Raw genomic sequence first — 12,279 nt, forward strand, 5'->3', positions numbered from 1 at the left:
AGAATTTTCGGTCTGTCCGAGTTGTGTTGTTGTTGAAGTTGTTTGTCCAATTGAGAAACTTAGGCTTTCAATTATGTAGTAAATATATAAAAAAAGGGGCAAATGCCCCTTTAAAATCTTACTTTCTTAATCCAAGTTCTTTGATTATTGCTCGATAGCGCAAAATGTCTTTTTTCATTAAATAGTTTAACAAATTTCTTCGTTTACCTACAAGACTTACAAGCGACTTTTTTGAATTAAAATCTTTTTTGTTTTCTTTCATGTGTTGAGAGATGTGTTCAATTCGCTTTGTCATTAATGCGATTTGTCCCTCTGCAGAACCTGTATCCTGCTCGTTTTTGCCGTGCTTAGCAAAAAGCTCTTTCTTTACTTCTTTTGATAAATACATGCCAATATTGGTTCAATGATTATTATGTACAGATAGATTTTCTATCAGCTTGCAAAATTACAATAAAATTTTAATTTACAATGTTTTAAAATGTTTTTATGCTCGTAAAGGTCTATTTAATATTAAATCTAGGTATTTATTAATATTATCTTTTAACTCTTTACGGTGCGTTATAAAATCTAAAAAACCGTGTTCTTTTAAAAATTCGGCTGACTGAAAGCCTTCTGGTAAATCTTTTCCAGTTGTGTCTTTAACAACCCTTGGGCCAGCAAAGCCTATCAGTGCGCCAGGTTCTGCAATGTTTACGTCGCCTAGCATAGCAAATGATGCCGTTGTGCCACCAGTTGTTGGATCTGTACAAAGCGAAATATAAGGAATTTTTGCTTTAGCCAATTGTTCTAATTTAGCCGATGTCTTTGCAAGTTGCATTAAAGATTGGGCAGCTTCCATCATTCTTGCACCACCGGATTTCGAAATAATAATAAGTGGCAAGTTATGCTTCATGCTGTAATTAGCAGCACGTACAATTTTTTCACCTACAACTGCACCCATCGAACCTCCTATAAATGCAAAATCCATTGCTGCAACAACAATTTTTTTGCCTTTAGACTTTCCTACGGCTACACGAATAGCATCGTTTAAGTTGGTTTTTTTCTGTACTTGCTTTAATCGATCTTTATACTTTTTAGTATCTTCAAACTTTAGTGGGTCTTTAGATTTTAAGTCTTTCTCTAATTCAGTAAATGTATTGTCATCAAATAAAATTTCGAAATATTCTTTACTTCCAATTCTTACATGATAGCCATCTTCTGGGCTAACATAATAGTTTTTTGCAAGTTGTTCAGCATCTACAATTTTTCCAGTAGGGGATTTATACCAAAGACCTTTTGGTGTATCTTTTTTCTCTTCTGTTGTAGTTTGTATGCCTTTTTGTTTTCTTTTAAACCAAGCCATATTAAGCGTCTATTTTATAGGGTATTTACATTATTTAAATCTTCAAAAGCTTGTATTAAGCGTTTTTTGAAAGTTTGTTCGCCTTCGCGTAACCATTTTCTTGGATCATAATATTTTTTGTTTGGCACATCGTCTCCATCTGGGTTACCAATTTGAGTAGAAAGATAATCTATTTTGCCTGTCATATAGTCTCTAATTCCTTCTGTAAATGCAAATTGTAAATCGGTGTCAATATTCATTTTAACAACACCGTATCCAATAGCTTCTCTAATTTGTGCTAAGCTTGATCCGCTTCCTCCATGAAATACAAAATCTATATGGTTGTTTTCTACACCGTATTTTTTAGTTATAAATTCTTGCGAATCTTTTAAAATAGTTGGAGTTAATTTTACATTACCAGGTTTATACACACCATGTACATTTCCAAAAGCAGCAGCGATTGTAAACCGATCGCTAACTTTACTTAATTCTTCATAAGCGTAGGCCACTTCTTCTGGTTGGGTATACAATTTAGAAACATCAATATCTGTATTATCAACACCATCTTCTTCACCTCCAGTAACACCTAATTCAATTTCTAAAGTCATGTCCATTTTTGCCATTCTGGCTAGATAATTTTTACAAATTTCGATGTTTTCTTCAAGAGGCTCTTCAGATAAATCAATCATATGCGAACTATATAATGATTTTCCATGTTCTTTGTAAAAAGCTTCTCCAGCGGTTAACATTCCATCCATCCATGGTAATAATTTTTTAGCACAATGGTCCGTATGTAAAATTACAGTTGCACCGTATAACTCTGCTAATTCGTGAACATGTTTTGCACCCGCAACTGCACCCGCAATAGCTGCTTTTTCGTTGTCGTTAGATAAGCCCTTTCCTGCATTAAATTGTGCACCACCATTCGAAAATTGTAAAATTACTGGCGATTTTAATTCGGCAGCAGTTTCCAATACTGTATTGATGGTATTACTACCTACAACATTAACTGCAGGTAAAGCATAGCCATGTTTTTTAGCATGATTAAAAATATCTTGAACTTCTTTTCCAGTAGCTACTCCAGGTTTGATTGTGTGACTCATGAGTTTAGTTTATTTTATTGAGTTTGTAAAAGTAATAAATTTTAAGCGTTTATGAATTGCTTAAAACGGATAGTTAATACCAAAGTTATAAACTACGTTGGCAAAGTTGTAATTTTGAAACCATTGATTTCCAGTTATCCCTGGTTCGTAGGTTTTGAAGCCTAAATCTAAACGAATTACAAAGAAACTTAAATCGTATCGTAAACCAAATCCTGAACCAATAGAAAGGTCTTTTAAACTTTCTAATCCGTTAAAAGTAGCATCAGTATCGCTTACATTATCCCATAAATTCCAAATATTTCCTGCGTCTACAAAAAATACACTGTTTAAAGATCCAAAAAGATTAAATCTATACTCCGCATTAAATGCTAGTTTAAAGTTTGCTTCATTAAAATCGTTTGCTCCGCCTGTTCTACCGGGTCCTAAATCGTAAGGTTGCCAGCCGCGATTATCGTTTGGACCACCAGCAAAAAAACTTCGTATAAATGGAATAGAATTGGCATTTCCATAAGGAATAGCTGCACCAATATAAGAACGGGTTGCAATTACTTTCTTTTTGCCCAAATCCCAATGTTTTATATAATTTACTTCAGTTTTTACGTATTGCGAAAACTGAACGCCAAACAAATTGAATTTATCGTTAGTATTACGTTCTAAATTAAGAGCCTTTCCTAAGCTAGATAAAATGTTTCCAGCTAATTCTAGACGAGTTCGTATTTGGTAGAAATTATGGTCGTTTATTCCAGTTCTGTTAGAGTAATCGTAGGCATAATTTGTGGCTATTATTAAGTTATTTTCGGTTAAACGGTCTTTACGTTCTATAATTGACGATGCTTGCTTTTGTTCTTCTGCATCGAGTACAAGGTTTTGATCGTTTTGAATTGCATTAATAAATCCGTCGGTGCCAGTTGGTATGCGTAATTGTTCTTCGCCTGCTGTATTGGTTTCAAAAAAATCATTGTTTAATTGATTTCGATTGGCTAATGCAAGGTTATTGATTTGTAAAAATGAATTTCCGAATACTCTAAAATAATTTTCTACGTTTAAATTATTAACAAATTGCACATTTATTAAGTCTAATTGATTGGTAACTTGCTTTCTGGGTTTCCATCGGTAATTAAAACTTCCTGTGAAATTTCTTCTATCTAAACCAATATTACGCTGAGAGCTGAATCCAAAGCCTAAGGATGTGAATGGCGACATTGTTTTATTAATAATGGAGCTTGTTTGAATAGGGAATGCAATTTTAGGCCAACTTAAACGAACATTTGCACCTATCTCATTGATGTTGAAAAATTGGCTACTTGCACTTGCAGCATCTTTAGATGAACCTATAATTCCCCTTCCTGAAATTTCTAGGACTTCTGCACCCCGAAAAACATTTCTTACTAATAGAGATGTATTAAAACCAATACCAATATCCATTATGTTACTTTGTGAAACATCCGTACTTATTGTATATCCAAACTTATCTCGTGGTGTTAAAAATACATTTGCAATTAAATCTTCTTTTTTTGGATCTCTTGGATCTACTTGGTACTGAATATTTGGATATTTAAAAACCCGTAAATCTGATATACGATTAAACGTACGGTTTCTATCTATTTCTCTAAATACTTTGCCTTGCTCTATAAATATAGCATCAGCTAATACTTTAGGTTTGTATTTAAGTTGACCAAAAGAAAAGACTTTTATTTTTTTAAAGTGTATACTATCAGTTACAATTGCATCTCGATTTAAGGCATCGTAATTGGTGAAAATATTAACTTCACTAATCCTGTTTATCTTAAAGGCTTCAGTTGTTAAGCTGTCATTTTCTCTATTTCGGATTATTCTATTTCCAATTTTTAAATTCAGATTTACATGCTGGTTGGTATTTAATGTATCTGCTTCAAATTCAATTTTTTCTCTATCAAAATAATATACTCCATTGTTTCTAAGTAAGTTGGTAATCCGATCGCGTTCCGCATTAAAATCATCTGTATTGTATTGCTTATCCTTTTTTAAGTAGGTTTCATGCAGATGAGATTGATAAATAGAATCGATTGCTGGTGATTGTATTTCGCTTTCAATTTTTCCGATTGCATAAGGTTTACCTGTTGAAATCTGGTATTCGATTTTTGTTTTTTTAGGGTTTGAGGTATCGGTCTTGGTATAATCTACTTTTGCATTAAACCATCCGTGGTTCCAAAACCAAGATTGAAGTCGATTAGCCGACTCCTGACTACTTTCTTCATTATAAATAGCAGGTTTTTCTCCAACTTTTTTTATAGAATTTTGAATACCAACGTAAGCAGTTTGAATATTGGCGACTTGCTTTTTTGAGAAAAAATCATACATTCTTTTTTTACGGTTTGGCTTCTTTAACATCCAATTTGTAAAAGTTTCTTTTGGCTCGGGTTTAGCTAAATTAAAAATATGAAGTTTTACAGGAATCCCTAATAACTTTCCATTAGGTTCTTGTTTCAGTAAATTTAATAAATTTTTTTTTCGGGTTGGTTCGTTATTTTCTATAACAAGGCTTTCAACTAATAGCTGTTCATCTTTTTTTACCCGCTTCAATGCATTACATGAAAAAAGGAAAGTGCTCATTAAAATAATTAATGATATTTTTGCCGAAACCGTTTTCAATAAAGCTAGTTTAATAAATATAAATTTTATGCTCAGTAAAGCACAACAAAAAATAATTACCAGTTTAAGCCGAAAAAAAAGTAGACAAAAACAGGGCATTTTTGTTGCTGAGGGTGTAAAAGTAATCAAAGAATTTTTAAAAAGTAACTACAAACTAGACACATTGCTAACTACTGCTGATATTTTTTCAAATCAGTTTATAGACAACGAAAAATCAATCCATTTTATTTCAGTCTCTGAGCTTAAAAAAATCAGTTTTTTATCCACTCCACAAATTGCTTTAGCTACATTTAAAATACCTGATTTTAAGGATGTCAATTTTCAAAATATAACCTTGGTTTTAGATGGAGTAAGAGACCCTGGAAACATGGGTACAATTGTAAGAGAATGCGATTGGTTTGGTGTTAAAAATATAGTTTGCTCTTTAGATACGGTAGATTGTTATAATCCTAAAGTAGTTCAAGCTTCAATGGGTTCTTTGGCTAGAATTAATGTTCAATATGTAGACTTACATCGTTTTTTATCTAAGCAAAAAGATGCAATTTTAGGAGCTTTTTTAGATGGTGAAAATATCTATACCACAAGTTTGCCAAGTAATAATAACTGTTTTTTAATTTTAGGAAATGAAGCAAATGGTATTAGTACAGAAATTGAAGCTTTAGTTAACCATCGGATTACCATTCCAAGATTTGGTGAATTACGAGAAACTGAAAGCTTAAATGTAGCTATGGCTGGAGCAATTTTATTGAGTGAGCTAAGACGGAGAGAGTTGTAAATTTATTGAAACGTAAAATTAATAAACACACCTCGTGTAGTCATTTCATTTATATTACGAGTCCAAGGACTGCTAGGCTCATTATCAGGGACAATTTCGTCAGATTGACCAAAAACTCCACGAATTGACGGACTAAATTTAAAGTACTCAGTATAAAAATCAATACCAAAACCAACTTCTATATAGGTGCTCCAATCTTTAGACCGAAACTGTCCAGAAGTGTTATCGCTTCGATTATCTTCGTTGCTCGATAAATTGTGTGCAACCGAACCACCCATTACAATAAAGGGTTTGAAATTATTAATTCGTTTAGTCGAAAATTTCACTAAAAACGGAATATGCACATAATTGGATTCTACTTCTCTTATCCGGTCACGATTTTCTTCAAATTGTGGAAATTCTAATATTCGATTGGTGAAAATAACACCAGGCTCTAATCTAAAATCGATATAATCATTTAACCTTACATTTCCGATTAAACCAATATTAAAACCCACATTTTTTTGAACCAAAATATCACTCCGCTCCAGCTCATAATCAAATCTAAAATCGTAAGAGTTCATTCCTAAAAAGTAACCCCAAGACCAAGTTTTTTTGTCAAAATTTTCTAAGTTAATTACCTTATCTTTATTGAATAAATTTAAAAAACCTTGCGCTTGTATATTCGCAAAGCTCACAAAAAAGAAAAGCACAAAACAAATTTTTTTCATAGATGCAAATTAATAAAACGCAAACTTAAGCTTTACTTGCCACATAAATGGTAGCTACTCCAAAGGTTTGCGGTAAATCTTTCACATTACTAAACCCATTTTTCTTTAAAATATTGTTGAAGGCTTCTCCAAATGGAAATTTTGAAGCACTTTCAGATAAATAGGTATAAGCACTTTTATCTTTTGAAAATAATTTTCCAATGCTAGGCAAAATTCCTTTAGAATAAACGCTGTAACCTTGTTTAAAAGGAAATTTAGTAGGCACAGAAGTTTCTAAAACAACAAATATTCCACCAGGTTTTAAAACGCGATTAATTTCGGATAATCCTTGGTCTAGATTTTCAAAATTTCGTACACCAAAAGCTACCGTTACTGCATCAAAAAAGTTATCATCGTATGGTAAATCTTCAGAATCTGCTTGTACCATTTCTATTTTATCGCCTAATTCTTTGGCATCAATTTTTTTTTGGCCAACACTCAGCATTCCAGCAGAAATATCTAAACCCACAATTTTTTCAGCTGAAGAATCGGCTAAAGCAATAGCTAAATCTCCCGTTCCGGTTGCAATATCTAAAATGTTTTTGGGTTGGGTAGATTTTACAATATCAATTAATTTACGTCTCCAAGATTGATCGGTACCTAATGAAATTACTCGATTTAATTGATCATAATTTTCAGAAATGGTATCGAACATCTGCTCAACTTGCTTTTTCTTGTTAAGCTGGGAGTCTTTATAAGGTGTAACTTTTTTGTTCAAAATAATTTTTTTGCAAAGATACATTTTGAAAATAACTTAAGCCTTTGGGCAAAAGCCAATTCTATCTAAATCTATCAAAAAACAAAAGTTAATGTATATAAATAAAATGAAGCTAGACAATACTATAATTTTTAATTTACTTTTGCACTAGAAATAAATCAATATGAAAATATTAATTGCTGGAGCTGGAGAAGTCGGATTTCATTTAGCAAAATTATTATCTTACGAAGCACACGATATTTCACTTTTAGACACCGATAAAGAACGACTTTCTTATTCCGATAAGCATTTAGATATTAGAACGGTAGAAGGCGATGCTACTTCTATAGCAATTTTAGAATCGGCTAATATTGCTGAAACCGATTTGCTTATTTCGGTTACATCCTTACAATCCATTAATATTACAGTTTGCAGTTTAGGTAAGCAATTAGGGGCTAAACGAACTATTGCACGAGTTACTAATCAAGAATATATCGACGAAAATGCAAAAGTTAGTTTTCAAGATATGGGAGTAGACGAATTAATTTCCCCTGAAGCACTTGCAGCAGAAGAAGTAAACCTGCTGCTAAATCAGTCCGCTTTTACCGACACATTCGAATTCGACAATGGTGCATTAACTATGATTGGTCTTACACTTTCGCCCGATGCACCTTTTGTAGGTAAGTCTGTACAAGAAGCATCTGAGTTTTTTCCAGGATTACATTTTGTAACCATTGCTATTCGGCGTTATGCAACTCAATATACCATAATACCTAATGGTAGTACGTGTTTTAAAGCGCAAGATCGAGCCTATTTTATAACCGATAAAGAAGGTGTCGAAGAACTATACAAATTAGCTGGGACACGAAAAAAACGAATTAAAAATATAATGATTCTTGGCGGAAGTAATATTGGTAGAAATTTAGCCGAAGACCTTTGTCAACAAAAGTATCGTGTAAAATTACTAGAACGTGACTATGAGAAAGCTCTAGATATAGCCGACTTAATTCCAGATACCTTGGTAATTCGTGGAGACGGAACCAATGTGGAATTACTAGATGAAGAAAACATTACCCAAATGGATGCTTTTATAGCAGTTACAGAAAATTCTGAAACAAATATTATGTCTTGTCTAGTAGCCAATAGTAAAGGGGTTAAAAAAACCATAGCTTTGGTCGAGAATATGGATTACTTTCAACTATCGCATTCCATAGGAATTCATAGTTTAATTAATAAAAAACTAATTGCAGCAAATAATATTTTTAGATACATTCGTAAAGGTGATGTGGTTGCCATGACCAAATTAAACAATATGAATGCTGAATTACTAGAGTTTATTGTAAAAGAAGAATCTAATATTTGCGATAAACGCATCGTAGACATAGATTTTCCGAGAGGAGCTATTATTGGCGGAATAATACGCGATAACGAAGGAATTATTGCCATGGGAGACTTTTTAGTAAAAAAAGGAGACCGTATTGTAGTTTGCTGTATTCCTAAGTCTATAAAAAAAGTAGAAAAATTATTTAGCTAATGTCTAGCATCAACTTTAAAATTGTACTTTATACTTTAGGAATGCTTCTTCTGTTTAACGGAGCATTTATGTTACTTCCAATTTTTGCAAGTTACTATTACAATGAAAGCATAACCTTAGAGTTAACACTCTCCTTTATTGTTACCATTTTTTTAGGATTAATTATCATGTTTTCAACCCAAAACCATGATAAAAATATTGCCCAGCGAGAAGGTTATTTAATAGTTACCTTAGGTTGGATTTTTATGGCTTTAACGGGAATGTTTCCTTATTTTTTCACAAAAATGATTCCTGAATTTAGCAATGCTTTTTTCGAAACTATGTCGGGTTATACTACAACAGGAGCAAGTATTTTGAACGATATTGAAGCAATGCCTAAAAGTATTTTATTGTGGCGAAGCTTAACACATTGGATTGGCGGAATGGGAATTATCGTACTTACTGTAGCAATTTTGCCTTTGTTTGGAATTGGGGGAATGCAGTTATTTAACGCAGAAGCACCTGGCCCAGGAGCTGATAAATTAAAACCTAGAATAGCAGATACAGCTAAACGCCTTTGGTTAATTTATTTTGTTTACACATTAGCCGAAACAATTTTACTTAAACTCGCAGGAATGGGATATTTCGATGCGGTTAACCACGCGTTAAGTACACTTTCTACGGGTGGCTTTTCAACTAAAAATGAAAGCCTTGCGTTTTGGAACGATTCACCAATGATACAATATATTATTATTGTATTTATGTTTTTAGCTGGCACAAACTTTGTAATGAGTTACTTTGCTTTTAAACTTGACTTTAAAAAAATATGGAAAAATGAAGAATTTAGATGGTTTTTATTTTTTGTAGTTGGTTTTTCTACCATTACTGCTGTACTTGTTTTTTTTCAAGCCGATTTAAGTACAAACCCAATAATGCATCCGTTAGTTTATGGAGCGCTGGAGAGTTCTATTCGCCATAGTTTGTTTCAAGTTTTAGCCGTGGTTACCACTACAGGATTTGTAACTTCAGATTTTACGCTGTGGACTCCTTTTTTAACTATTTTGTTTTTTGGTTTATTTTTCTTAGGAGGTTCCGCAGGTTCTACTTCGGGAGGTGTTAAAGTAGTTCGACATTTAATTTTAATTAAAAATGGATTTCAAGAATTTAGGAGAGTTTTGCATCCCAATGCTATTCTTCCTGTTCGGTATAAAGGAAAATCTGTAGATCAGAAAATTGTATTTACAATTCAAGGCTTTTTTATTTTATATGCCTTGTCTTTTATTATTGGCGCAGTTGTTTTAGCTGCAACTGGTTTAGATTTTGAAACCGCAATCGGTGGCGCTGCTTCATCTCTTGGTAACGTGGGCCCAGCTTTTGGAAAGTTAAGCCCTGTAGATAATTTTAGCAGTCTTTCCAACTTTGGCAAAATTTGGTGTTCTTTTTTAATGCTTCTTGGAAGGTTAGAATTGTTTACCGTACTCATTATTTTTTCTCCTTATTTCTGGCGAAACCGATAAATTATATTTTTGTTTTAAATGAAGTATTTTTTATTTCTAAAAAACCTACTTTTGAAAATGACTATAAACCGACACAAAATGAAATCTCACTTTTTTTATCTAATTTTAATTTATTCTATTTCAGTTGCTTTTGCTCAAGAAGTCGACAATGATAGTATACCAAATCAATCTCAAACTATTGTTGATCAGTACAACGAAATAATCAACGAAAGTGGAAGCTACCAAGAATATAAAGTAATCAAAAAAACAACTTTATCTAATTTTAGGCTAGAGTTGACTAACAGCAAGGAAGCTTTTGAAAAAGAAATTTCTTTGTTAACAAGTGAAATAAAAAAACAAACTGCCGAAATTAAAGCCCTAAGAGCCCAACTTGATTCAACTAAAAATAAACTTGCAGAAGTTGAATCACAGAAAAATAGCATGCAATTTTTCGGTAATAACCTTGATAAAATAGTATTCCAAACCATTGTGTTTGGAATTATTGGAGTGTTAATTTTAACCTTACTAATTGTTTTAATAAAATTTAGAGCTAATTCTGCAGCTACAAAAGATGCTGTCGAATCTTTAGATCGCACAGAGAAAAAATTTGAAGAATACAAACGCAATGCTTTAGAAATGCAACAAAAGCTTGGTAGACAACTCCAAGATGAAAAGAATAAATTGAGTAAATTAAAATCTGGTGGAACCAAGTAATAGCAGCTGTATGCGAATTGATATTTTAACGGTAGTTCCCGACTTACTAAAAAGCCCATTTGAAGCTTCTATTTTAAAACGTTCTATCGAAAAAGGTTTAGTTGAAGTTTATACCCATAATTTACGAGATTACACCACAACCAAATACAAACAAGTTGATGATTACCAATATGGTGGTGGTGCAGGAATGGTGATGATGATTGAACCCATTGACAAATGCATATCCAAATTGAAGTCAGAACGGGATTATGACGAAATTATATACATGACCCCAGACGGTGAAACTTTAAATCAGTCTATCGCTAACGAATTTTCTTTAAAAGAAAATATGATAATTTTATGTGGACATTATAAAGGGGTAGACCAACGAGTTCGCGATCATTTTATAACTAGAGAAATATCCATTGGAGATTATGTGCTTTCTGGCGGAGAAATGGGAGCTTTGGTTTTTTGTGATGCCATTATACGATTAATACCAGGAGTTTTAGGAAATGAAACTTCGGCTTTAACCGACTCATTTCAAGACAATTTGTTAGCACCACCTATTTACACACGACCAGCTAAATACAAAGGCTGGAAAGTACCCGAAGTACTTACTTCTGGAAATTTTGGGAAAATTGAAACTTGGCGTGAAGAAAAAGCCTTGGCACATACTAAAAATAGAAGACCAGATTTGTTAGAAGGTGAGATTTAAGATTTAAAATACTCAATAATAGTTAGCCCCAAATTCAGAATTTTTTTGCTAATTCGACAAACAGTGAAAATTTTATAAGCATTCCCAATTCTTCAAAAAAGATTTAGCTTTTGGATCGTCTTCATTTGGAAAATACGGGTGAAAAGCCTTGTCTGTTTCTGCCTTCCATGGACCAGTTTTATTTTCAAAAACAATAAAAATCGGACTCAGCGCAAGTACTGTATGCCAACAATTTGGTGGAATCCACAACATGCTTTGTTCTGTTGCATCTAAGTTAAACACATCTGTAATATTTGCTTCATCATCAAACTGAATAACTCTTCCTTTTCCTTGTAAAGCCAAAAACGATTCTCCTTTAGTAGTTTTTTCGTGAGCTTCAACATTAACTAAATGCCGATGTGGTTGTACATAACTTCCTTGGCAAAACACATTAATCATGCTGTGCAACTCCGCTTCATGATTAGGGTGTAACTTCAGTAAATGTCTTTTCCGTTTAGCTTTTTTCGCTTCTGCAATTAATTCAGTAAAAATTAATTTTGAAGATTGTATAAATTTAGGCTTTAGCTCGTTAGGCATGTTTAGTTTT

At 32.8% G+C, this 12,279-nt stretch carries 12 protein-coding genes; 5 read left to right on the forward strand and 7 right to left on the reverse strand.

All coding sequences use genetic code 11. From position 1 onward, the window contains the following. Positions 1 to 118: 118 nt before the first annotated feature. From rpsO to tamL, 4 genes are all read right to left on the reverse strand, one after another. A complete protein-coding gene (gene rpsO, locus IEV63_RS03265; RefSeq protein WP_188405326.1) occupies positions 119 to 388 on the reverse strand; it encodes a 30S ribosomal protein S15 in 270 nt (89 codons plus the stop codon). 96 nt (positions 389 to 484) lie between these two features. Continuing rightward, positions 485 to 1,342 carry an acetyl-CoA carboxylase, carboxyltransferase subunit beta gene (gene accD / locus IEV63_RS03270; protein ID WP_188405327.1) on the reverse strand — a complete coding sequence of 286 codons (858 nt, stop codon included), beginning with the start codon at positions 1,340 to 1,342 and terminating at the stop codon, positions 485 to 487. Positions 1,343 to 1,356: 14 nt separating this feature from the next. Further along, positions 1,357 to 2,424 (reverse strand): class II fructose-bisphosphate aldolase, encoded by a 1,068-nt coding sequence (gene fbaA / locus IEV63_RS03275; RefSeq protein ID WP_188405328.1) that lies wholly within the window; start codon positions 2,422 to 2,424, stop codon positions 1,357 to 1,359. Positions 2,425 to 2,484: 60 nt separating this feature from the next. Beyond that, positions 2,485 to 5,016, reverse strand: coding sequence for a translocation and assembly module lipoprotein TamL (gene tamL / locus IEV63_RS03280; RefSeq protein WP_229737164.1), 2,532 nt, complete (start codon positions 5,014 to 5,016; stop codon positions 2,485 to 2,487). On the opposite strand from tamL, the gene IEV63_RS03285 reads away from it, so the two are divergent. Continuing rightward, on the forward strand, positions 5,009 to 5,830 hold the full coding sequence (locus IEV63_RS03285; RefSeq protein WP_308419926.1) for a TrmH family RNA methyltransferase: 822 nt from the start codon (positions 5,009 to 5,011) through the stop codon (positions 5,828 to 5,830). The genes tamL and IEV63_RS03285 overlap by 8 nt on opposite strands. 2 nt (positions 5,831 to 5,832) lie before the next feature. Here the strand turns inward: IEV63_RS03285 and porT are convergent, their stop codons facing one another. Both porT and ubiE read right to left on the reverse strand, forming a co-directional pair. After that, positions 5,833 to 6,540, reverse strand: coding sequence for a type IX secretion/gliding motility protein PorT/SprT (porT, locus tag IEV63_RS03290; RefSeq protein WP_188405331.1), 708 nt, complete (start codon positions 6,538 to 6,540; stop codon positions 5,833 to 5,835). 25 nt (positions 6,541 to 6,565) lie between these two features. Continuing rightward, positions 6,566 to 7,297 carry a bifunctional demethylmenaquinone methyltransferase/2-methoxy-6-polyprenyl-1,4-benzoquinol methylase UbiE gene (gene ubiE / locus IEV63_RS03295; protein ID WP_188405332.1) on the reverse strand — a complete coding sequence of 244 codons (732 nt, stop codon included), beginning with the start codon at positions 7,295 to 7,297 and terminating at the stop codon, positions 6,566 to 6,568. Between the two features lie 163 nt (positions 7,298 to 7,460). Here ubiE and trkA point away from each other — a divergent pair, with 163 nt between their 5' ends. The 4 genes from trkA (at position 7,461) to trmD (ending at position 11,693) form a co-directional block, all read left to right on the forward strand. After that, positions 7,461 to 8,810: a Trk system potassium transporter TrkA gene (gene trkA, locus IEV63_RS03300; protein ID WP_188405333.1), complete on the forward strand. Its 1,350-nt coding sequence runs from the start codon at positions 7,461 to 7,463 to the stop codon at positions 8,808 to 8,810. Continuing rightward, complete coding sequence (locus IEV63_RS03305; RefSeq protein WP_188405334.1) at positions 8,810 to 10,306, forward strand: TrkH family potassium uptake protein; 1,497 nt, start codon at positions 8,810 to 8,812, stop codon at positions 10,304 to 10,306. The genes trkA and IEV63_RS03305 overlap by 1 nt, the downstream gene beginning before the upstream one ends. A gap of 78 nt (positions 10,307 to 10,384) precedes the next feature. After that, positions 10,385 to 10,999: a hypothetical protein gene (locus IEV63_RS03310; RefSeq protein WP_188405335.1), complete on the forward strand. Its 615-nt coding sequence runs from the start codon at positions 10,385 to 10,387 to the stop codon at positions 10,997 to 10,999. 10 nt (positions 11,000 to 11,009) lie between these two features. Next, the gene (gene trmD, locus IEV63_RS03315) at positions 11,010 to 11,693 is read left to right on the forward strand and encodes a tRNA (guanosine(37)-N1)-methyltransferase TrmD (RefSeq protein WP_188405336.1); all 684 of its coding nucleotides are present in this window, start codon (positions 11,010 to 11,012) and stop codon (positions 11,691 to 11,693) included. 72 nt (positions 11,694 to 11,765) lie between these two features. Here trmD and IEV63_RS03320 read toward each other — a convergent pair whose 3' ends face one another. Next, entirely contained in the window at positions 11,766 to 12,269 is a 504-nt protein-coding gene (locus tag IEV63_RS03320) for a WbuC family cupin fold metalloprotein (protein ID WP_188405337.1), read from the reverse strand. Positions 12,270 to 12,279 lie beyond the last annotated feature (10 nt).

Source organism: Psychroflexus salis, from assembly GCF_014640175.1.
Taxonomy (GTDB): Bacteria; Bacteroidota; Bacteroidia; order Flavobacteriales; family Flavobacteriaceae; genus Psychroflexus; species Psychroflexus salis.

What these genes read in the sequence shown, in the direction of transcription:
- IEV63_RS03320 (WP_188405337.1), bottom strand. Translation starts at nt 12,269, where the DNA reads ATGCCTAACGAGCTAAAGCCTAAATTTATACAATCTTCAAAATTAATT.
- IEV63_RS03310 (WP_188405335.1), top strand. Translation starts at nt 10,385, where the DNA reads ATGAAATCTCACTTTTTTTATCTAATTTTAATTTATTCTATTTCAGTT.
- trkA (WP_188405333.1), top strand. Translation starts at nt 7,461, where the DNA reads ATGAAAATATTAATTGCTGGAGCTGGAGAAGTCGGATTTCATTTAGCA.
- tamL (WP_229737164.1), bottom strand. Translation starts at nt 5,016, where the DNA reads ATGAGCACTTTCCTTTTTTCATGTAATGCATTGAAGCGGGTAAAAAAA.
- fbaA (WP_188405328.1), bottom strand. Translation starts at nt 2,424, where the DNA reads ATGAGTCACACAATCAAACCTGGAGTAGCTACTGGAAAAGAAGTTCAA.
- accD (WP_188405327.1), bottom strand. Translation starts at nt 1,342, where the DNA reads ATGGCTTGGTTTAAAAGAAAACAAAAAGGCATACAAACTACAACAGAA.
- porT (WP_188405331.1), bottom strand. Translation starts at nt 6,540, where the DNA reads ATGAAAAAAATTTGTTTTGTGCTTTTCTTTTTTGTGAGCTTTGCGAAT.
- rpsO (WP_188405326.1), bottom strand. Translation starts at nt 388, where the DNA reads ATGTATTTATCAAAAGAAGTAAAGAAAGAGCTTTTTGCTAAGCACGGC.
- IEV63_RS03305 (WP_188405334.1), top strand. Translation starts at nt 8,810, where the DNA reads ATGTCTAGCATCAACTTTAAAATTGTACTTTATACTTTAGGAATGCTT.
- trmD (WP_188405336.1), top strand. Translation starts at nt 11,010, where the DNA reads ATGCGAATTGATATTTTAACGGTAGTTCCCGACTTACTAAAAAGCCCA.